Source organism: Cohnella sp. SGD-V74, from assembly GCF_003001675.1.
Taxonomy (GTDB): Bacteria; Bacillota; Bacilli; order Paenibacillales; family Paenibacillaceae; genus Cohnella.
The window spans coordinates 1-21,477 of the sequence record NZ_PVYW01000021.1 but is presented as its reverse complement, the minus strand read 5'-3'; the positions used below and the strand labels follow the sequence as shown (position 1 = coordinate 21,477).

The window sequence follows — 21,477 nt, the reverse complement described above, 5'->3', positions numbered from 1 at the left end:
GACTTTTCACCTATTATATTACGAATTAGGGTTACTCGCAGTATATCGCACTTCATAGGTAACGTCCGGACGTTCCAGAACAAGCTCGTACTCGCCGTCGCCAATCCGCTCAACCGTTCCCTCGACTGCTGAAGGCGGCTCCGACGACCGGAATTTCAGGTGCCCTATGCCCCCTTGCGCCGATCGAACCCGGATCGTCGAGGCGTCTGCGTACAAGCTGACCGTTCCGCCCGGAGTGGGGACGGCTCCTTCCATCCATTCCAGCCCGCCGAGTTTTGGCTCGACGACATAGGCTGCGTAGCCGGGTGCGGTCGGGCGCACGCCCAAGTAATATTTGCCGAGCAGATAGATCGGGCTCGCCCCCCAAGCGTGGCACAGGCTTTTGCCGAAAGGTCTGTCGTACATCTCGAAATGCTTCGCCCCTTCGGCGGTCGGATCGTATTCCTCCCAGAACGAGGTCGCCCCCAGCTTCAGCATGCCGCCCCAGTAAGCCCGCATTTCTTCGCGTACGTATTCCTGCTCTCCGAGCTCGCACAGGCAGGCCAGCTCGTGGAATCTCATATACGGAGTCGTTATCGGTTGAACGCGCTCGTTCTTCAGCACCTCGCGCTTGACGGTCTCCGTCCTCTCCGAAGACAGATAGCCGAACAGGACTGCGAACAGGTTGGCGTATTTGGTCATATGGCGGTTCAGCACGCCGTCGACCCGACTGTGAACCAGTCCGCCCTGCTCTTCGTCCCAGAAGGCCGCGAGTACCTTCTCCTTCAACTCCGCCGCGAGACGACCGTATCGTTCAGCCTCATTCTCGCGTCCGAATTGCCGGGCAAACCCGCAGACGATCTCCAAGGAGCGGCACAGCAGGATTTGCTCCACGCAAAGTTCTCCGTCCTTGCTCATCTCCGCCCAATCCACGAACACCCAGTCTTCTCCCGGAACGCCGACGATCATTCCGTTCTCGTTCGTACGGTTCAGACAAAATTCCATCAGCGTAACGAGCTTCGGGTACATCATCGCGATGAAATCGGTATCGTCGGTATAGAGAACGTAATCCTCCAAAGAGAGAATCCAGTAGAAGGAATAGTCCAGAATCGTGTTCAAATGAATCTCGACCGGATCGTTGCCCCTTAGAGCGATCAGCGTGCGGCGGCAGACCGCCTCGTCGAAGAAGCTGTAATAATTCATCAGAAAGCTCTGATAGGCGTCGCCCGACCAGACCCAGCGGTCGCGCTTGATGCCGTCGAGAAAAAATTCCCTTGTATTCAAATGCAAGGTGCGGACCGAGACGTCCCAGATCTCGTTCAACAGGGGATCGGAGCTGCGAAAGCTTCCCCTGTATTCCAGGGGAAGATATTCATAGAGAGCGCCGACGTCCCTGACGATAAGCCCCGGATCGGTTCGAACCCGAACATAGCGGAAGGCTCTGCCCAGCGGGAACGTATAGCTTGTCTCCCCGCCGATGTCGGCCGTATCGAAGGTTTCGCAAAACTCCTCCGATTGCGCTTCTTCCTCCGATTCGCCATAGAAGACGCGAACCCGGCCCCGGCCTTCGAGGCCGCGAAGCTCGACGTAGCCGAACGTCTGCCGGCCGAAATCGAGCAGCCGAGCGTTCGGACCGGCGGCCTCCGAGCGGATCGGCTCGATCCGCTCGGTCGCCAAACGGTAGAGCACGGGCGGCTCCTCCGGGCGGTCGAAGATCCACGCGGCGGCATCCGTCCACTTATTGTTCTGGTAAGACGCGCTCCAGCTCTCGTCCGAATGAACGGTCGTTCCCTCGACGTAGATCGTCGGCAAGCTTTGATCGTTCATGATCGATACCACGATCTCGCTCCGACCGGCTTCCAGTTCGAAGCTCGTTGCGGCGTCGTACCGGTACCGCCCGTTCACCATGACGTTAAACCGCCCGTTCGCCGCGATTGCAACCGTCTCTCCCCGTTCAAGCTCCACGATCTTGCGGAACTTGACGTTCGGGTGGCAGGAATCGATCTTCCATATCGGCGGGATGTACATGCCGCGCTCGTCCCGCCGCATCATCGTTCTCGCGTGCAGCCACAGCTCGAAGTCTCCCGGATACCAAATCCATTTTGCTTTCGTCATGCTCTTACGTCCTCTGCTTCGGTTTTTAATTCATTATGGCGTATTCACCGGTGCCGGAACCACATATTCCGAACCGTTCGGCACAACAATCTCGACGGTTCCGTCCGGGAGCGTGGTCGTGGAAGCGACGACAGCGCTCCTGCTTCCCTGGATATGATACGTCTGACCCGCATAGACGACATCGCGCAGCCCTGCATTGTCCAGCTCAGTCGGCAGATTCGGCCGGATGTGCAGGCCGTCCGGCTTCGCGGTTATACCGAGGAAGCCGTCCGCCATAACCAGCGGCACGATGCCCGATTCCGGGTATTCCCCGACAATTCCGATCGTCCATGGCGCTCCGACGTTGTTGGCAGGATCTCTGCGCAGCTCATCAAGGCGGAACTCCGCGAGAATTTGCTCCATTCGGGCAAACGCGCTATCCGCGCCCCCGCCGGACTTCAATCTGCCCATCATGTCGTCGTAGGACGTATAGAAGATCGCCCCGCCGTTTTCCAGATGGTTGCCGTAAGTCGCGCTTCCTCCCGGAGCTACGCTGATCGCGCCGTTGTAGCTGTACCACCAGTACGGCTGCTTGGATTCGATCGCGACAGTGTTCGCCCGCGGAGCCCAAACCCAGTCGTAAATATCCGCCCCCGTCGACGTCTCGCCGGGAATGATCCGCTCGCCGTCCAGCCATTCGTAGATCGAGTCCGCCTGCGCCCCATCGGCCAGTCCGTACCTGACGGCCATCGCGTTCAGGAACGTGAACCCGTAGTCGCGCTCGACTCCGTTGATGTCGATCGATCCGATATAACGTCCGGTTTGATCGTCCCAGAACGTCTCGTTGAACGCTTCCTTGATGTTCGGAAGCAGGCCGCGCAGCTGCCCCGCCTTAACCGGGCTGCCGACGGCATCCTCCAGCTCCGCCATCGCTTGGACCGCCCCGTAAAACAGGACGTTCTCATACGCGCTCTTGTATCCCATTGGATAGTTGTCCCAATAGTTGGAGGCGTGTGCGTTGGCCGTTCCGTTATTGTCCGGGTCGCCTATTACAAGAAGCCCCTGGTCCCCCTGCTGCTCGGTCAGTATGAAATCCATCGCTTTGCGAGTCTTCTCCAGCAGCGTGGTCACGCCCTGCGGATAGGCCGGAGCATTCCCGTAGGGAAGCGGCGGCAGCGGATCGTTCAGCATGGCGTCGTCCCGGGTCCACATATAGAGCCTATGCACGCCCATAATGTACAGAGGATTGTTGGAATAATGCTTGGATAGGTCGAGATGCTTCTGCCCGAACGTGTGAGCCCACACAAAACCGTCGGCGTCCATCGGTACGTCCAGCATTTGCTGGTAAAGCTCGTTCTTCAGCTTCGTTTCCTTAGTCCAGCTCAGCTTCTGAGCCGACCATAGCTGCCATTCCGTCGGCCCGATGCCGAGAATGCCTCCCGGACCGTTCAGCCAGCGATTGCCTTCCGGCGTCAGCTCGTTCTGCGCCAGGCCATAGACGGTATAGAGGTTGCTCCAATCGGCGTCGAAGGCGCCTCCCCTGGATGTGTGGAACCTCGTACCCGCCTTCCCGAACGCTTGCAGCTCCGCCAATTGAAAGGCGTAACGGCCTTGGCCGTCCGTACCCAGACGATTCGCCGTAATTTTGAAGTAACGAGCGGCGAGTCCCCCGGTTTCCAAAGCGAAGTCGGAATTGCCGGGATTCGGCACGATCGCCTCGCGGTGTATCGGTACATCGTGCCAGATTTGGCCGTCCGTGCTGTAAGACAGCGTCAACGACCGTGGAAACCCTTGCCCTCCGGTCCGCGGGGTCAGCGCCAGCCGATCGACGGTATAGATTGCGCCCAGATCGACTGCAAGATGCTCCTCCCTAAAGCCGTTGTATGAAGACAGCTTGCTCGACCAGTAGGTGGACGGATTATCGTCTAGCGCTTTAGCCGCAGCATGGGCGGAATCCGAAGCGGAGGAGGAAGCGTAGACCTGAACGCCGTTGATAACGTTGTTGGCGCTCGCTCCCGTCACCGTCACCTGAAGGGGCGCCGACCAGTTGGAGGACGGATTGCCGTCCTGATCATAAGCCCGCACCTTCACGGAATACGATCCCGGCTCGCTCCAGGAGTGCGAGGACCGCCCTTTGCGATACGTGTCCCCGCCGTTCATCGGTTTGACGGTCGAAGATAGCGACGTCGTGCCGTCTCCCCAGTCAAATAGATAAGCCTGATTGTTGTCCGCCGCATTGGGGGCGCCGCTATAGTATTCGACCGTCTCCCCTGCCTTGAGGGTCGCGGGTCCGATTGGAGCCTCGGCCGTTCCCGGCGCGACTGCAGCATAGGCGTACGTCTCGGAAATATAATCGAAGCCTGCGCCCAAGCCGAAGCCCTGCGTCGATCCGTTCACGAAAGCTTGCGCTCCGTGCCCGCTCTCCGTATACGTCCATACCCCGACGTGGCCGGATGGATCTTCCAGCACCCATAGGTAATCGCCGGGCTGCTGCCGGGCGAAGTTCAGCTCGATCCAATCGTCGTCCGACGGCAGATCATCGAACGTCTTGGATGCAATCGGTTGACCGGCTACGGAAGCCCCGTAATTTGCATTCCAAGCGTACAGCTTCAAAGTAATGTCGCGATTAAGCTGCTCGTAGTTCGACACCCTCACGCGAAGCGTATCGAAATTAGAGCCGTAAAACTTCTCGCCGCGGGAAAGGATATTCCCTTCCGGCGTCAGTCCCATGGCCGACCGCCCCCGAACTCCGGAAGCCTCGTAAAGCGCTTTCCACCCTCCCGAGGCAAATCCGGCTTCGGCTTGATAGTTATAGCCCTGCACCGGAGCCGTTGCTCCGTCGGCAAAGGAGACGGACGTATCGCCCGGCTTGCGGTCGTACGCGTACACGCCCACCCATTCCGTCGGGTTGCTCAGCTCCCAAAGGTATTGTCCCTGCGGCTGCATCGGGAATTCAAGCTCCAGCCAGGCGTTATCGACGTAATCGACAAACGTTTTCCTGGCGATTGGCGCCTGCGACGTCGTTGTCGCATAGTCGGTATTCCAAGCGTACAGGGACAACGTCAGATTACCGATGTTGTTCCCCCAGCTTGGCGCGGCGACTCGCAAGGCATCGAAGCCCGAGGAAGAGAACTTCTGCCCCCTCGTCGCCGTCTGGTTGAAGTCGAAGGGAGTTCTTCCCCCTTCTTCGGTGTACAGCTTGGTCCAGCCGCTCGCGCGGGCTTCCGAAGAAAACCACGCGAACGAGCCGAATGCCATTACGAATGAAGCCAATATGAATCCGACGAACCGACCGTTAATCTTGAACCCGTCCTTGCTGCTTGTCGACACAGTCACAGTCCAGTCCCCTCTCGATAGATTCGTAGCGCTTAGCGAATTATTGGATTAAGTTCATCGCTTTGAACTGCTTCTCCGCATCCTCAAGCAGACGCTCGCCGCCCGCCTTCTTCCAGTTAGCCACGAACTTGTCGTAGTCCGTTTCCTTGCCGAGAATGTATTTGATCTGGAACTCCTCCGTCATCTTCGTGATGTCCGATACGAGCTGCGGATCGAGCTCCAGCAGGTCGTTGTAGTTCTTGGTCGCTTCGAACCCTTTGGCCTTCTCGTCCAGCTCCAGCTGCTTCATGCCCGTAGCGTTCGGCTCGTCGGCCGTGCTTTGAAGAACCTTATCCCGGCTCGTCCCGATCCAGGTGCCGTAATCCCATGCGCCCGGATATTCCTTCCGGTATTTGTCCTGCGCTTCGGTATAAAATTTGAAGCCGTCCTCCAGATCGAGCACTTCCTGTCCGTCGGGGCCGACGCCCCAGCGAAGCGCCCAGTAACCGTCGTTCGGGTAGCTGACGCCTTCGAGCAGCTGTGCGATCTTCTCCAGCTTGGCCGGATCCTTGGCTGCATTCGCCGAGATCGCATACATTCCGTTCACCAGCCCGCTAGGTCCGCGCACGCCGCCGTTCTCGGAGCCCTTCGGCATCGGGATGGCTTCCCAGACATCTACGTAATTGCCTTTGTTCTCCTGCAGGCTCTCGTGCTCGGCGACGATTGAGCCCGGGTACCATGCGACTCCGATCTTGTTGCCGAACAGTTTGGGCTTGCGCTGCTCCCAGCCCTGCGTATACCAGTCGGGATCGATCGTTTTCTCGTCGACCAGCGTTTTGACGAAGTCCAGAAACTGCTTGTGAACCCCGGTGGTCACTGCGTGCGCCGCCGCATTGTCCTGAATATAGAAGCCGTAGAACTGGCCGAACATGCCCTGGAAGTTCCCGATCTCGCCCAGGCTGCTGCCGCCCCCCGCCGAGCTGATGCCCCACGTATCGGCTTTGCCGTTCTTGTCGGGGTCGTCCGTCGTGAACTTACGGATGACGTTCATCAATTCGTCGTTTGTCTTCGGAATATCCAAGCCCAGGTTGGCAAGCCAATCCTTGCGCACCATAACCGTCCAGTTGCCCGGCTCGGGCGGGCGAGGAATCGCGATCATTTTCCCATCCAGCGTTGTAAAGGTTTTGGCGTTCTCGTCAAGCGCACCATTAATGGAAGGGAGCTTCTCCAGCAACGGCGTCACGTCTTCCATAAGCACGCCTTGAGACTGCAGCTTCAGAATCTGGTTTTTGTCATACGTAAAAATGAGATCGGGCGGCTCCTGGCTCGCGAACCGGGTCAGTATTTTCGCTTCCAGATCGGCCGCGGGCAGCGCCGTCAGCTTGAAGTTGACGTTAAACTTGTCGTCGAGCCATTTCTTATACGGATCGTTGTCGCCAACCGGCGTATTGACCCAACCGACCTCCATCAGCTCGATATTGACGCGCTCGGAGGATGCCCCTTGCGTTGCCGATGCGGAAGGATCGGCGCTTGATGCCGTTCCTCCCTCGTTTCCGTTGCCGCACGCCGTCTGCAGCAGAACTGCGCAGGCGAGCGCTGCCGTCATCCAGACCTTGCCCTTTGTCAACGACTTTACCATGTCTAAATCTCTCCTTCGGTTTTATGTAGTGTCTTGTTCATCCCGTATTCCCGGCAGTTACCCTTTGACCGCCCCTAAATACATGCCTTTCATGAAATGCTTCTGGAGGAACGGGTAGACGCATAGAATCGGCAGCGTGCCGATGACGACAAGCGCCATCTTCAGCGACTCCGCGGATACGCGGTTCACCGGATTAAAAGCGTTGTGCTGGCCGGCGTTGTTGAACTGCGCTCCGATCTCCGAGCTGGAAAACATATTGCGGATCAGCAGCTGAATCGGATGCCATTTCGAATCGTCGAGATAGATTAGAGCGTCGAACCAGGAGTTCCAATGCGCGACCCCGATGAACAAACCGATCGCCGCCATAGCCGGCGCCGCCATCGGAATCATAATCTTGCACATCAACGTCACTTCCCCCGCTCCGTCGATAACGGCCGATTCCTCCAGCTCTCCGGGAATGTTTTCGAAAAACTGTTTCAGCACCAGCACGCTCCAGCTATCGACCAGCCCCGGAAGGATCAGCGCCCAGACGGAATCGAGCAGATGCAGATCGCGCACGACCAGGTACGTCGGAATGAGGCCCCCGCCGATCAAGATCGTGACCAGAATAAAGAACAGCATCGGCTTGCGTCCCGGCAAATTCCTCTTCGATAGAACGTAAGCCGCCAACGTCGTCATCAGGAGAACAAGCGCGGTGCCGAGCACCGTCCGAACGACGGTTGCGCTCAGTGCCTGCAGCACGGCGGTCCCCTGGAACAACCTCTCGTAAGCGATTAAGGTCGGGTTTTGCGGCCATAAAATAAACCCGCCCCGATCGATCCATTCCTGCTCGTTGACCAATGACATGGAAATGACGTAGATCAGGGGGATGGCGGACAGCAGGGTCAGCCCAAGCACGATCGCCGAGGAGACGGCTTGATACACTTTTTCGTTCCCGTTGGACATTCTTTTCTCCCCCTTACCAAATTCCCGTTCCAGCATATCGCTTCGCCAGCCAGTTGGCCGACAGAATCAGGATAAGCCCGATTACCGACTGGAACAACCCTACTGCCGTCGCCATGCTGTATTGCAATTGATTTAACCCCTGCCTGAAAACGAACGTGTCGATAATATCGCCGACCTCGTAGGTAGCCGGACTGTAAAACAGCAAAATTTGCTCCACGCCGGCGTTCAGCACGCTGCCCAGCGACAGAGTGAATAAGAAGACGACGACCGGACGAATTCCCGGCAGCGTAATGTGACGAATCCGCTGCAGCGGTCCCGCTCCATCCACCTTCGCCGCTTCGTAGATCGACGGATCGATTCCGGTCAGCGCCGCCAAATAAATGATCGTTCCCCAACCGATCTCTTTCCAGATGCCGCTGCCAACGATCAAGGGCCGGAACCATTCCGGAGCCATCAGGAAATTCTGCTCGCTGCCGCCAATGCCCGTGATCAATTGATTAACCATCCCCGTATTCGAGAACATGGCGAACACAATGCCGTAGATGATGACCCACGAGAAAAAGTGCGGAATGTACAAAATCGTCTGACTGACTCTGCGAAGCCACGACGACCGCAGGTCAAACAGCAGGATCGCCAGCACAATCGGAGGAAAAAATCCGAACGCGATTCGCAGCAAGCTGATGACGATCGTATTTTCCAGCACATTGTAGAAATCCGGTCTGGCGAACACGTAGGTGAAATTGTCGAAGCCGACCCAGGGGCTGCCCCATATTCCCGAGGATAGCTTGTACTGCTTAAACGCCAAAATGCCCTGCAGGAAGATCGGATAATATCTGAAGACAAGATAGTAGACGATAACCGGAACAAACAACAAATAAAGAAACCAGTAACGGCGCATTCGAATAACGAGCGAAGGCCGCCGGACCGGTCCGCTTATCGACATCGAATTCGCGCCTGCTGCGCGCTGCACGGGTGCACCCCCTCTCTGAAGTATGCTCCCATTATATCGAGGGGCCGGATTGTGCCGAAATGACGCTAGGAAATCATTATGGTACATATTTTAATCTTTGGCGGGTACAATTGCGGATTTAGGGGGAGGAAAAACAGGAGCGGCGGTTTTGACCCGGACAGCCGGTGCATAGAAAGGGAAAGCAGCTTTAGGGATGTAACCAAATCCTCCTGTCCTAAATATTGCGTTCTTGCGATCCAACCTCGGGAAAACCCTTCGCGCCGAATACATGAGGAGCATATCCAAATGGCGAATACCCCATAACGGTTATGCCATTCCTCTTTGCAATGGGCAATACTTTCGGCTCCTCCGTTGCTATATTCTTCAGCAGTATCGATCAGACTAAGCCCGTGTGCAATCCCAAAACGCAATGCCGCAATTTCATCTTTCTCCGTGTTCTTATCAAATTTCCCAGGTCCCTTGTCCGATAGCAGGAATGCTTATTTCTGTATTGCCTGGCTTACGATATAGCATGCACGATACCCCCAGGAAAGGTAAAATTCCATCCGTATTTAGAGCTTGATCTTGGAGGCTGGAGCATAGAGCTAATAAGCCTCTACTCCGCCATTCGGAATAGAGGCTTATCTTGGTCACGCCCGGCTTAGGCCACGACTTGCTCGAGGTTGCCGCACCACTTGCTCCAGCCGTACTTCGCACCTCCGAACGCTTGAGCGTTCGAGAATCCGGTTTGTTCGAGATGAAGGTTCACTTTGCCGTCCCCCAGCTCTTGCAGCGTCCAAGTAATCGTATGCCGCTCATCGCCGGTCCCCCATGTGTAAGACACTTTGTTCGGCGGCTCCACAAGCAGCACCTCGCCTTCGATTACGCCGTCCCACCATTCGCTCGGCTGCGTACGGAACTGGAAACGATGTCCGACGACGGGCTTGAAGTCGTTCTCCATCGGCACTCCGGTCTGGATGTTGGCTACCCACTTCGTAAGCTTGTCCGAATCGGTCAGCGCATTCCACAGCTTCTCGATCGTCGTCGTGTACTGAAAGTCCAACGTTAACGTCTTGCTCATTGATCTTCCTCCTCTATTAGTCGGTTTAAGCGCTGCAAGTTAGCGCTCCAGAACTTACTATAGTCGGCCACCCAATCCTGAATTTCCCGGAGAGGAGCGGCATTGAGCCTGAATAACGTTTCTCTGCCGAGCTTGCGGTCAAACACCAGGCCCGCTTCCTTCAATATGGTCAAATGCTTGGATACCGCGGTGCGCCCCGTCCGAAAATGGATCGTCAGCTCATGAAGCGGCAGCTCCCGGGCCTCCGCCAGCAGACGGATGAGCGCGCGTCTCGTCGGATCGGCAATCGCATGAAACACGTCCCGCAACGGATTATTCTCGCTCACAACACCCTCTCCTATGTAGGATCTGATCTGTCGCATCCAATCAGACACCATTTGGTGACGTTTTTTATTATAGGACACCTTTTGGTGTCTTGTCAACGGCGTTCCTCGAAGATTACTGTTGCCGCAGCCTTCTCTCCAAGTGGGATTCGCCCCATTCATGCAAGGAATGGAGGATGGTCTGAAGCGTGGCACCGTACTCCGTCATGGAATACTCGACCTTCGGGGGAACCTGCGGGAAAACTACGCGCTTGACGATTCCCTCTTCCTCTAGATCGCGAAGATGAGCGGTGAGCATTTTCTTCGTGACTCCGGGCATAGCCTGCTGCAGCTCGCCGAACCTCATCGTATGATTATGAAGCAAGTTAAGCATGATCGCGATCTTCCATTTGCCAACAATCGCCTCAAGCGCCGTCGCTACTTTGCAATTGTCCGGTCTTTTGTCCATGTTGCTCCCTCCGCTCACCATAGTTACATTGAAGTAACCTTGTTACATTCAGGTGCCTACTTCATCATTCCCGCATAGCGGGATATAATAAGACAAGAATTATAGTAACTTAATTTTAGTAATTGAAAGATTAGATTTCAAGGAGGTACACAGTCGTGACCACTCCATCTGTTTTTGAACGCAACATCCTAAGTGCCGATACACCCGCTTTCCGGCGCAATAGCAGCATCCATTCAGTAGCTGTCGTATTGGAACCGGGGAATTGGGAAAAATACGATCCATTCTTGCTCATGGCGCACGATCGTATGCGGAGCGGCGTATTCGGCCTTCATCCCCATCGCGGAATAGAGACTGTCACCTTTCTAATAGACGGCCATCTCAATCACTATGACAACAAGCATGGAAAAGGAGTCCTTCATCCCGGCGATGCGCAGTGGATGACCGCAGGGAAAGGCGTCCAACATGTCGAAGATGCGGCCCAGGATGAGGAAGTCGATCTTCTTCAATTATGGATTAACCTTCCTTCGACGTCGAAAATGACTGCTCCCAGATACCAGGACCTACGGAAGAATGACATGCCCGTCGTTAAAGAGGAAGGCGCCCAGGTTCGAATATTCTCCGGTTCTTACGGCGATACAGCCGCTAACACGATCAACGTAACTCCGGTAACGATGCTGGAAATACGCCTGGAAGCAGGAGCAACGGTCTCTCCGCAATTCCCGGGAAGCTACAATGGCTTTCTCTACATTTTAGAAGGTCAGGGGACATTCGGAGCGGATGCCGCACCCGGGGCAAAAGGACAGATGCTATGGATGGGATCGGCAGATAACTCCGAACAGAGTCAGCTGAAGATTCATGCCGAGAGCCCGATGCGCGTTATGTTGTATGCCGGCGAACCCGTTCGCGAACCCGTCGTTGCACGGGGTCCCTTCGTCATGAACACGGAAGAAGAGATCTTGCAAGCCTATAGCGATTATAGGAATGGATTGTTCTAAACTACCGACACATTCGACGGGAAGAAAACACGGTGAAGTTCATCGATTCCGTGATACACAACTTCGTCGCATGGATGGCTAAATTCCGGCAATATTCAAACAAGAAGAGCAGTCCACCCGAAGCCAGTCGCTGCACTGACTTTGTGGACTGCTCTTTTTTGCGGGACCGCCTAGGGCGTGTTTTCATACTCCGAGGACAGTAGGGGGCAAAAAGGCGGTGATAGATGCACCTGAGCGGGTTTGAAGACACGCCCTAAGATGAGCCCTCATCTTCTCTTTCTGCCACATGAACTAATGTCTCCCCATGCTTGAACAGCCTCAGACGGTCTCTGTCCAAGGCTCTTCGCTCCCATTCCGCCAGCAAGCGATCCAACGCTTCCTTCGTCGTGTCGTCGGCCAGCCGGAACGCCCCGTAATGCATGGGAATAAACCGCTTCGCCCCCACATCAAGGAAAGCCTGAACCGCTTCCTCCGGCGTTACGTGCTGCGTGCCCATAAACCACTCGGGCTCATAAGCGCCGATCGGCATAAGCGCGTAAGTCATGTTCGGGAACTTCGCCCCGATGTCGCGAAAGCCGGAAAAATAACCGCTGTCTCCGGCAAAATAAATCGATTCGTCCTTTGGATCATCGTTGGCCACGGACGCCGCCGTACGCTTGATCACCCATCCGCCCCACAGCGACGTATTCGTATCGGTGAGCGTACGCCTTGTCCAGTGCTGCGAGGGCACGAAATGAAACTCTACGCTGCCGATGCTCACATGTCCCCACCAAGGCAGCTCTTGTACTTGACTCCCCCGCCTAAGCTTTCGCACCATGCCGCCAAGACCCTCCGGTACGAGCACGACCGGCGAGCCTTTTAACCGCTTCAAAGAACCGGTGTGCAGATGATCATAGTGGGAATGCGAGAGCAGAATCACATCGACCGGCGGGATCTCGTCCAGCCCGAGCCCCGGTTCTTCAAGTCTGCGCGCAAACCCCATTCGGTTAGCCCATACGGGGTCCGTCACAATCGTTAACCCGCCGATCTGCACAAGAAACGTCGAGTGCCCGATCCAGGTAATCGTCAGTTCGCTTCGGTTGCTGCCCAGCAGCGACGGCCGCTTATGCTCGGCCTGTCCGACCCGGAAGCTTAGATCTTTGATCTTCCCCTTGCGTTCCTTCTGCCAGCGGCGTACTTCCTTGAAGGTTTTCGGTATCGCTGCCGGGTCCGTATTGAAATATCGTTGTCGAGCCACTTGATTGCCCCCCAGTATCTATATGTTACACCATTTTAATAACACAGTAACTGGGATCGCGTAAACGGCATATTTTGTTTTCATTCCTCGAACGCTAGCATAATATGATAAGATTTAGGGAAAGGAACGGATTTCCAGATTGACCGTATATTTATCATGAGCGGCTTGCGTGGCCGGACAAGCCTACACTGGAGTGAAAGGGGCTGCAGGACGTGGCTGCAAACAATTACATCAAAATGCTGGGACTGACGACTGCTGTCATTGTCGGCGCTCGACTCGATCAGCGCCTACAAGCAGGAGGCACTCCCCAAGATGCGCGAGACGATCAGTCAATTCCGCGAGCTAGCCGATTCGGGCGAGAAACAGATCCAGCGCCTCGAGCGGGGTAACAAGCTCGGGCTGTAGATTCTGTAAACGACTCGGCGCTCGCATTCTGGCTTCTCCGCAACACCACATTGAAACCGCTCATTCCGATATAACCGGATGAGCGGTTTTTACATTTTAGGACGCAGCCGAGAATTTCTCGTCCACGTCCCGTTTCATGAACTTAGAAAGATGGGGATTTTTACTTGTTTAACCGATTTTTCTCGATATATTCATCAAAATCATTACTTATGTCCAGCGCTAATCTGCCTTGATGATACTTCTCATATTCCTTGGTAGCAAGTTTCTCCGCAACCTCTTGCGACATCTTTCCGGCATTTCCCAGAACTTCTCTTCCATTAAATTGTAAGAATGCATTCAGTTTCTCAATCCAATCTTTCATATACATCGGGGAATGCCTTTCGGCTTGGTCTTCTGCATAATCCAAATACATACTGACGATACGGTTTAATGATTGAAGCTCTTTATCGGTTAAGTAATTTTTTGCTATAAAGACGTCGTTTTTTCTCACCTTGTCTCCTTTCCAATTTGTAAGACCCATATTTTCCTTCTGTGCATCTGCTCTATTGGCAATCAACTCCGCAGCAGTTTGACCATGGATTGCAAAGTGCAGCTTATTTTGTACGGTCGCAAAAAATTGGTTAGATACCTCTGCTTGTGGATCATAATCAACAGATGTAGCATATATGTCCGTAATTTTACGGTAAAACCTTTTTTCCGATGCCCGGATGTCGCGGATACGTTGGAGCAGTTCATCGAAATAATCTTGTCCGAAATGCCGCAAATCCTTCAGCCGCTCATCATCCATTGTGAAGCCTTTAACAAGATATTCATTTAATCGTTCCGTTGCCCACCGCCTAAATTGCGTGCCCCTATGGGATCGGACACGGTAGCCAACTGCAATAATCATCTCTAGACTATAAAAGGAAACTTCCCGTTCAACCTGGCGTTGGCCTTCGCTCTGAACTATTCGGTTTTTCCGAATAGTTGCTTCTTCTAATAATTCGCCTTCTTCATAAATGTTCTTGATATGTTCATTAATCGTGTTGACGCCCTTTTGATATAACTCGGAAATCATTTTCTGAGTCATCCAGACTGTCCCATTCTCCACCTTTACATCAATCTTGGTCTTTCCATCTTCCGTTTGATACATTAAAACGTTGGTAGGGTTGTCCATTTCTTCACTCCTAAAAGCTGAATACACTCGTGATCAATCACTATTTCTGCAGGGATATTCCCGTAAGATTGCTCCAGTATGTTAGCCATTAATCCGAAAGGACTTCTGTATGCCTTGCCTTGCTCACAGCATCTCAATCAATTCGACCCCAGCCGGAACTGCTTCTTTATGTACAAATATATCATATTGACTGTACGCTCTCGGTGGCTGAGACGAATCCCGCAACTTGGCATTGATCAAATCGAACAAGGAAGCTGCGGGCGCATTACCGAGCTCTGAACCATGTTTGAAAACAAATAATTTGCGGGCTGACATTTTCCCTCTGGATGCGGAATGATCTTGATCAAACATTAGCTTGAGCGCTTCAAAAAAGAAAGAAAGGTCGCCCTCGGTAAAGCCGGTCTTCTGGGCAAACTTGGCTGAAATGAAACCTTCCACCCGATATAGTCCGTAAGGAACGATATATTTTCGTCCCATCGTCCGGTTTTCAGAAGCATTTTCCTTTTCTGTTGTAGACGCCATCCGGGTAATTGTAACTTCTTGTTGGAAAATCGTATCTACGCTTTTAGAGAAACATAGTTGAATCGGTCCTCTCACCTGACCGCATTTGAAATCCCCCGTGTCCATTACCGCCCCGAACGCGCGTACGTCGAAAAAGCGTTTGCACATGTAGGCCTGGGCTGTCAACTTGTCTTCCTTATGATCCTTTGTGGTAATGCCTACAGCTTCATACGCTTCTTTCTGCTTGTTGTTCAGCACAGCTCCCTCGCTTACGTAAATATCGAAGCCTGCTTCGCCTTCTCGGGCATATTGGGCATAGTTGCGTACCTTGCGTTTCAAACATACGTCGCTAACGATGCCGTGACCGGTTTGCGGATCAATGCGCGGCATATTGCCTGCATCCGGGTCGCCGTTAGGGTTGCCATTCTCCACATCGTAGTACAGCACAAATTCATAACGGTTCTTCAAAATTTCACTCATTGTTTCAAACCTCCCAATAATTTTTGTTATTCTATCTCATCAATTGTCGCAGACGCATCGTTCGGCAGCTCGTCTTTGTTGGTCTTGTCTTTCCCTTTAAAAAATACCTGCTGTTGATGATAAAATCCGATCATGAACTGCCCCTGACCCTCAGCATTTAACGTTTTGGGGAAACCTTCTTTAGGAAGCAGTTCTGCAACATCAAGCAAAAGCTTTTTCGCATAAAACTTTTTGCTTTTGGAAAAATGATGCTCGGAATGGGCAAGGAGCGACGGAAAAACTTGCTCCGGGCTCGCTAACGCTGCGTTTAGATATTTGTCGACTATAGAGGCATTCACTTTCTCAATAGCATCTGATTGCGCCTTGTTTAAAATGGCGAATATACATCCCAAGCGATACGCGACGGACGTCTCACCTTCGTTCAGTTTCACTCCAATCCGCTCCCTCTTATTGTTTTGGTCATTTATTCGATTCAAATAACCCTTAATAAAACCGATACGCGTACGGTTAATAGCAGCTGCGGCATCCACTGCAGCTTCGGCGCGGATACGCGTGAGCATGGCTAGAAACACGCTGTTTGGATACGGTGTTCCATTCATCACGCTTCGTATAAGTGCGACTTGCTGAGGAGGAGCCACATTCCAGCTTTCTCTACGAATTGATGTTTCAAGCATAATTTTACGGAACGACGGATGCTCTGGCTCCCATGCAGGGCCCTCGATATAGATATCCCGATGATGTCGTTGTAACCGATCTACAAGTTGCCCAAATGTGTTCTCATAGAAATAACGAATCACAAGCCGTGTCTTGTTGGTGGAGATACCTAATACAAAGATGCGTACGTCAACATCCAGACCAAGCTCCTCGGGGCGCGTCCCATCCAGCAAATGCTTTGCCACGGATTTCACTTTTCGGGTCGCCTCGACATCCGATTCGGGTTCAGTGGTGAAAGTGGCCCCCTGCATTAATATAGAGACTGCATTCTCTTCAAGTGGAGCTGTCCTCTCTGCCCAGAACAATAGCTTATCGCCATGAATGTTAAGGCAATGTTCCTTGTCTACAATAAGCATGTTCATTGCAGTAACATATTTAAAAGCTGCTGCTTCGGATACTGGGGCATTATCCCCCTTTTCTTTGCCAAACGATGCAAAGCTATTTTGGTTAAACCCGACAAGCGTGGGCTTGTCTTGTCCGAAGCCCTCGAGATTTCCGTGAATTCGGGCAATAGGCCCCACCTCTCCCGTTACGAGACATTGGCCTATAGAAGAGGTATTCGTCTTTGCCCTGAGATGTGCCTCCCACGCAGTCTGAATGGCACGTCGTTCATGAATGTAACCATAAGCCGATTCATTTTCCAACTGAAAGATGATATTTCCGGAGTCCAGCAGACTGGACGTGTCTACTTCGCCGTAATCAAGCAAACCCAATTTTCTTTTACTAAAGAAAGCCAACACGGCGCGCGCGCCCGGGTCGCACACATCCCGTAAAATCTGTTCATGCAAGTCTCTACTGGCGGTGAAGCGATATTCCGAGCCTGCCTTGTCATTGTAAATACCGAAAATAAAACTTGTGTTCTCGCATAAAAAAGCCGGTTCAGGTCTTCTTCCCGAGCGTTTGGGCTGCTGCGGAGTCAGCATTCGCCTCGGAAGCCGCTTCTTCTCTTTTTTTCCACTTTTATTTAGTATCTCTTGCTCTTGTGTCAAGTCATGAACAAGAATTACGTTACCTTCTAAGTCAAGGACAATACATTTGGAAACCAGGGTTTCCGCATAACCGGGTCTAGGGACGTCCTTCAGTTGCTCCGTTTGCATGCGATTATAGTAGGCAACAAGCGATTGCAGAATCATATAAACACCTCGCGAGGAACTTCAATGATTCCTTGGCGCATTGTGGAACGAAAGAATTGGGGTTGAACCGCGTAAACCAGCTTGTCTTTCGACCGTTGTTCCTTGTATTCAATATCCTTCAGCATCCATCCGAGATCCATTTCATGAATGTGCGCATAGTGACTAACCGGTCGTTGAGCGTCATCTTCGATCAACTCAAACCTGGCCGCAAATTCACGGCAGCCCAGATAGGGATGATGAAAACACTGCCCCCGGCGGGCACGCCGCAGAAACATGTTGTAGAACTTCTCGGGGGTATCCGTTTCACCGATCACGTCTGAATTCATCTCGAAGTGCGCATCAATTATATATGCGACGTTGCGCAGTACGAGAGACGACCGTTGCTGTCGGTCTTCTGAAGGATATTGGTGCAAATCGACGGACGCGCCTCCCATGGCGGCTGAAACAATCCGCGGCGGCACTTTAGAGCCCACTTCGTTCCGGCGAATTGATTCAAATTCTATAGGATTAAGTACAGTAATACGGTCGACCACCCATTTGATGGCTGGTTTCCACAGAATTGCTTCCAGCACTCCCCTTGCCGCAGAAGGCGTCATTACATCGTAGCTCACCCTCTCCCCTTTCATCTCCGGTCTCGTGAATAATGCGTAATCTCCACTTACATGCAAAGTTATACCGAACACATTATCACCGTCCTTCTGGAGATACAATCCGATTTCATCGCCATAAATGTCACCAATATGCTCCGATACTTCTCCTTCGGGAGAGCTCAAATAGTACATCGTATTCGCAATCGTACCCAGTCTTCCCATCCTTTGTAGCTGTTCGACCTCTTTAGGATGCAAGGAGACCGTATAGCGCTGAAGCCTTCGACCGAAGGTTCCGGGAAATAAAGATTGCTGTGCTTGCCTGAGCTGCTCAATTGCATAGCTGTCATAGGGAATAACAACAGATGTCGTCTCCTCCTTGATAAATTTGAATTTGCGAGTGATATCCTGAAATTGAAAGGAGCACTGCGCTGCCCCTTCGTTTAGTTCTTGCAAGATATTGTATCGATCGAGCCTTGTGCGTTCGAAATCGAAGAAAAGTTCAAAATAAGACCGCACCGCCTCAGGATTCAAGGGATCTGGATGATTCCTCAGAACAAGCTTGGACAATTTGGCTTTGTCAGAAAACCAGCTTGGCTTTGCCAGAGAGTCGGGAAATTCAAATAGATATACTTCTCCGCTTTCCAGTTCGCCTTCGCGATTGCATCTGCCCGCTGCCTGATTAATAGACTCGATACCAGCTATTTCTCGATATAAGACGGGGAAATCAAGATCGACACTCGCCTCTACAAGGCTGGTAGCTATCACAATACAACGCCTATCTTTAGGCATATTTTTAATGGTTTTCAGTTTTCTGGAACGGTGTTCAGGACACATCAAAGCGCTTAAATGGAAAACACCTTCTGTTTCCGGCATATGCCTGAACAGCCGCTGAGCTTTCTTACGTGAATTCACGATGCACATGACTCGCTGATGCGACATTAGCAGTTCGATTAAATCGCTGTCGCTCTTCTTCCCTATAACAGATACGTTGACTCTTTTAAGCTTGTTGTATAGCTTCATAGGATTTTCAATAATTTTCGTAATTGCAGCATGATCGATCCACTCCGGTTTAAGCGCAGGTTGAGTTGCCGTACACAATAACACTGTTACTCCATAATCTGCACAAAGACATTTGAGCGCTGCCAATGAAGGGAGAAGTAGCCCACTAGGTAGCGCCTGCGCTTCATCCAAAATAATGACGCTACCTGCCAAATGATGCAGTTTGCGTGCTTTCGAAGGTTTTGATGAAAACAAACTTTCGAATAACTGGACATTCGTTGTGACGATCAGGCTTGCTGACCAGTTTTCACTCGCGAACTGTTTGGGATCGAACTCCATCTCCTGATCCTGACGATAAGCGACATTACTGTGGTGTTCAAGAACCGCATCGTGACCGAATACCCCTCTAAAGATGTCCGCCGTCTGCTCAGTAATGGAGGTAAATGGTAGCGCCACGATAATTCGTCGCATCTCATGTTGCAACGCATGCTTCAAAGCAAAAGCAAGCGAAGCAAACGTTTTGCCACTTCCTGTCGGAGCCTCAAGTATATAAATACCTTTGGGCCCGATTGCCGCTTGCAGACAACTTTGCAGTACGTACCGACGGGCTTCAGACACTTGGTTCACCAGCGGTTTGTCGAGCAACTCCGCCAATTTCGATTGAAACAACGCGTCCAGTTCTTTAATGGAGGGAGTTTTTTTGTGCATTGATGTATCGTCTTGATAGAAGTTAGCCGTATCTGTATAGTCAGCATCAATCAATGCCGAGTACAACATCCGAATCCACAAGGAGATAGAGAGGCCGGGATTTGAACTTCTACTGAGCTGAGAAGCAGTCGATAGCTCGGGGAGAACAGGTTGTTCGTTGTCAATAACGGCAAATTCATTGGTTCTCAATATTTCTTCCAGACCGATTCGGTTCCCGTAAGAAATATAATTGGGCAAACCTCTGTGATGTCCGTACACAGCGTAAGCCATTATAAGCCCGTAAGGAAAAGGATACTTCTTATGTACAAGTAACGCTCCTGCTGTTTTGTGATCAACGCGCTGAGAGGAACCTTCCAGACGTGTTTGAAAATCCGATGAGTTTTTGCCATAGTCATGACTGTATCCGAGAATCTTGCCTATACTTCCACTTTGAAAGTACCCGGCAAACCTCTCCGCCTTCTCGGCCGTGCCGTAAAGATGATCTGACAGCGCATGCCACTGATCTTTGGGCAACAGTTGACGTGTAGCAGGATCCGTTCTGGAATGAGCATATTTCATGGCCGCCTCCTGATTTTATAATGAAACTAACAAGCGTGGCATAAAAGAAGAGACATCATCCGGAAGAACGTTGCATTAAACGGCGGATATAGTTTGACTTAGTGGTTAACGTAGACGTAGCTATTTTGAAGTATTCGCTAATGACGGCTTTATCGTATGATGAACTACGCAAACGGTTCTCGTTCTCATAGTTGAGAGCAAGATAAACTACTGCCGCCGCCCATCCCTCGATTTTCCCCGACCCAAGCGGTCTGGCGGGATGATTAATTATTACATTCATAATGTTAGCTAGCCTTTCCTCAGAGAACGGAAAGGATTGAAGGAGTGGCACGACAAGTAAAAAGAGTCTTACATGGATTGGGTTGATGGTCATGAGACACCGTCCAAATACAGGTTAATCTCAGTATCGGCTGTCCACACTGGATTTGTCAATAAAAAGTCTGAAAATTCAATCACTTTAGGTGGATAAAGTATTTTAGCTAACATAAATGTTAATTTCATTGAATTAATAAAAGGTAATCTGAAATTTGACTATTATTCTTGCTGCAGGTATAGTTGTGTCATTGCTTTCTTTTGCGGTAAGCATGGGTTGAAATAATGAGATTACACAATTTATGTTCGTTATTAATACGCCCTCCTGATATTTTAATCAGAGGGCGCTCTTTTTCTGCCTTTTAAATACTTCAGCTATAAATCGAAGAGCACATCCTTGGGCGTCCTTCGATATACAGTTGGATAGGACGCCGCGGCTACTTGCGCAAGCTTAAACGCCATCATACTGTCCTTTAATTATTCCGAATACAACCCCCGTTTGGCATAGCAAGGAGCTTCAACCCAAACATGGGCGGCTATAACTCCGAATGGAGTGAAGAGATGACAGGCGTAGTATTCAAGTTTTAATGAACCCACTTCTACTTCTCCTGCTCCTTGATCACCTGTTCTATCCCCGACAGAATCAGCTTCAGGCCGAATTCGAACGCTCCGTCCGTCCCCATCAGCTCGAACAAGCCGTTCTTGAACATCCTCTTGAACAGTCCCGCTTCCGTCTCGGTCATCGTGTCCAGAAGACGGATCATCTCGTCGCCCGGAAGCACTTTCTGCTCCTTAAGGATTGTGGTCACATTGCGCTGATGCGTAAGCGTCAAACCCTACCCACCTTCGTTCTTTGCAGCAACCATGAGATAATCCTCCTCAGAATCAATTCGGGGGAGGATATTTTATGGCCAGA

At 52.0% G+C, this 21,477-nt stretch carries 15 protein-coding genes and 2 pseudogenes; 2 read left to right on the top strand and 15 right to left on the bottom strand.

Annotated elements, in window-relative coordinates; genetic code table 11:
• Positions 1-18: 18 nt before the first annotated feature.
• The 8 genes from B0G52_RS26900 to B0G52_RS26865 form a co-directional block, all read right to left on the bottom strand.
• Positions 19-2,094 carry an alpha-L-rhamnosidase-related protein gene (locus tag B0G52_RS26900; RefSeq protein ID WP_094049085.1) on the bottom strand — a complete coding sequence of 692 codons (2,076 nt, stop codon included), beginning with the start codon at positions 2,092-2,094 and terminating at the stop codon, positions 19-21.
• Between the two features lie 33 nt (positions 2,095-2,127).
• Positions 2,128-5,409, bottom strand: coding sequence for a discoidin domain-containing protein (locus B0G52_RS26895; RefSeq protein WP_143762657.1), 3,282 nt, complete (start codon positions 5,407-5,409; stop codon positions 2,128-2,130).
• Positions 5,410-5,449: 40 nt separating this feature from the next.
• Positions 5,450-7,027 carry a type 2 periplasmic-binding domain-containing protein gene (locus B0G52_RS26890; protein WP_094049081.1) on the bottom strand — a complete coding sequence of 526 codons (1,578 nt, stop codon included), beginning with the start codon at positions 7,025-7,027 and terminating at the stop codon, positions 5,450-5,452.
• Between the two features lie 57 nt (positions 7,028-7,084).
• Entirely contained in the window at positions 7,085-7,972 is an 888-nt protein-coding gene (locus B0G52_RS26885) for a carbohydrate ABC transporter permease (RefSeq protein WP_094049079.1), read from the bottom strand.
• A 13-nt stretch (positions 7,973-7,985) separates the two neighbouring features.
• On the bottom strand, positions 7,986-8,942 hold the full coding sequence (locus B0G52_RS26880; protein ID WP_233163099.1) for an ABC transporter permease: 957 nt from the start codon (positions 8,940-8,942) through the stop codon (positions 7,986-7,988).
• 640 nt (positions 8,943-9,582) lie between these two features.
• Positions 9,583-10,002 (bottom strand): SRPBCC family protein, encoded by a 420-nt coding sequence (locus B0G52_RS26875; RefSeq protein WP_094049077.1) that lies wholly within the window; start codon positions 10,000-10,002, stop codon positions 9,583-9,585.
• A complete protein-coding gene (locus B0G52_RS26870) occupies positions 9,999-10,328 on the bottom strand; it encodes an ArsR/SmtB family transcription factor (RefSeq protein WP_094049075.1) in 330 nt (109 codons plus the stop codon). The genes B0G52_RS26875 and B0G52_RS26870 overlap by 4 nt, the downstream gene beginning before the upstream one ends.
• Before the next feature lie 112 nt (positions 10,329-10,440).
• Positions 10,441-10,773 carry a winged helix-turn-helix transcriptional regulator gene (locus B0G52_RS26865; protein ID WP_094049073.1) on the bottom strand — a complete coding sequence of 111 codons (333 nt, stop codon included), beginning with the start codon at positions 10,771-10,773 and terminating at the stop codon, positions 10,441-10,443.
• Positions 10,774-10,928: 155 nt separating this feature from the next.
• On the opposite strand from B0G52_RS26865, the gene B0G52_RS26860 reads away from it, so the two are divergent.
• Positions 10,929-11,768 carry a pirin family protein gene (locus tag B0G52_RS26860; RefSeq protein WP_233163097.1) on the top strand — a complete coding sequence of 280 codons (840 nt, stop codon included), beginning with the start codon at positions 10,929-10,931 and terminating at the stop codon, positions 11,766-11,768.
• Between the two features lie 253 nt (positions 11,769-12,021).
• Here B0G52_RS26860 and B0G52_RS26855 read toward each other — a convergent pair whose 3' ends face one another.
• Positions 12,022-13,005 (bottom strand): MBL fold metallo-hydrolase, encoded by a 984-nt coding sequence (locus tag B0G52_RS26855; protein WP_094049071.1) that lies wholly within the window; start codon positions 13,003-13,005, stop codon positions 12,022-12,024.
• Positions 13,006-13,266: 261 nt separating this feature from the next.
• Between B0G52_RS26855 and B0G52_RS26850 the strand changes: the two are divergent.
• Positions 13,267-13,410 (top strand): annotated as a pseudogene (locus B0G52_RS26850) (toxic anion resistance protein); the annotation flags it as partial.
• Positions 13,411-13,570: 160 nt separating this feature from the next.
• Here B0G52_RS26850 and B0G52_RS26845 read toward each other — a convergent pair.
• From B0G52_RS26845 to B0G52_RS26825, 6 genes and pseudogenes are all read right to left on the bottom strand, one after another.
• Complete coding sequence (locus tag B0G52_RS26845; RefSeq protein WP_094049069.1) at positions 13,571-14,566, bottom strand: virulence RhuM family protein; 996 nt, start codon at positions 14,564-14,566, stop codon at positions 13,571-13,573.
• A 123-nt stretch (positions 14,567-14,689) separates the two neighbouring features.
• Positions 14,690-15,547, bottom strand: coding sequence for a type I-C CRISPR-associated protein Cas7/Csd2 (gene cas7c, locus B0G52_RS26840; RefSeq protein ID WP_094049068.1), 858 nt, complete (start codon positions 15,545-15,547; stop codon positions 14,690-14,692).
• A 26-nt stretch (positions 15,548-15,573) separates the two neighbouring features.
• Positions 15,574-17,394: a type I-C CRISPR-associated protein Cas8c/Csd1 gene (gene cas8c, locus B0G52_RS26835; RefSeq protein ID WP_094049066.1), complete on the bottom strand. Its 1,821-nt coding sequence runs from the start codon at positions 17,392-17,394 to the stop codon at positions 15,574-15,576.
• Positions 17,391-20,249, bottom strand: coding sequence for a type I-C CRISPR-associated protein Cas5c (gene cas5c, locus B0G52_RS26830; protein WP_094049064.1), 2,859 nt, complete (start codon positions 20,247-20,249; stop codon positions 17,391-17,393). The genes cas8c and cas5c overlap by 4 nt, the downstream gene beginning before the upstream one ends.
• 55 nt (positions 20,250-20,304) lie before the next feature.
• Positions 20,305-20,529 (bottom strand): DUF6398 domain-containing protein, encoded by a 225-nt coding sequence (locus B0G52_RS36730; RefSeq protein ID WP_369827146.1) that lies wholly within the window; start codon positions 20,527-20,529, stop codon positions 20,305-20,307.
• 631 nt (positions 20,530-21,160) lie between these two features.
• Positions 21,161-21,382, bottom strand: a pseudogene (locus tag B0G52_RS26825) (TetR/AcrR family transcriptional regulator C-terminal domain-containing protein); the annotation flags it as partial.
• Between the last annotated feature and the right edge of the window lie 95 nt (positions 21,383-21,477).

Bases quoted from the DNA above. Each gene is read 5' to 3' on its own strand.
- cas8c (WP_094049066.1), bottom strand. From the start codon at position 17,394: ATGATTCTGCAATCGCTTGTTGCCTACTATAATCGCATGCAAACGGAG.
- B0G52_RS26875 (WP_094049077.1), bottom strand. From the start codon at position 10,002: ATGAGCAAGACGTTAACGTTGGACTTTCAGTACACGACGACGATCGAG.
- B0G52_RS26865 (WP_094049073.1), bottom strand. From the start codon at position 10,773: ATGGACAAAAGACCGGACAATTGCAAAGTAGCGACGGCGCTTGAGGCG.
- B0G52_RS26885 (WP_094049079.1), bottom strand. From the start codon at position 7,972: ATGTCCAACGGGAACGAAAAAGTGTATCAAGCCGTCTCCTCGGCGATC.
- B0G52_RS26890 (WP_094049081.1), bottom strand. From the start codon at position 7,027: ATGGTAAAGTCGTTGACAAAGGGCAAGGTCTGGATGACGGCAGCGCTC.
- B0G52_RS36730 (WP_369827146.1), bottom strand. From the start codon at position 20,529: ATGAATGTAATAATTAATCATCCCGCCAGACCGCTTGGGTCGGGGAAA.
- cas7c (WP_094049068.1), bottom strand. From the start codon at position 15,547: ATGAGTGAAATTTTGAAGAACCGTTATGAATTTGTGCTGTACTACGAT.
- cas5c (WP_094049064.1), bottom strand. From the start codon at position 20,249: ATGAAATATGCTCATTCCAGAACGGATCCTGCTACACGTCAACTGTTG.
- B0G52_RS26845 (WP_094049069.1), bottom strand. From the start codon at position 14,566: ATGGACAACCCTACCAACGTTTTAATGTATCAAACGGAAGATGGAAAG.
- B0G52_RS26900 (WP_094049085.1), bottom strand. From the start codon at position 2,094: ATGACGAAAGCAAAATGGATTTGGTATCCGGGAGACTTCGAGCTGTGG.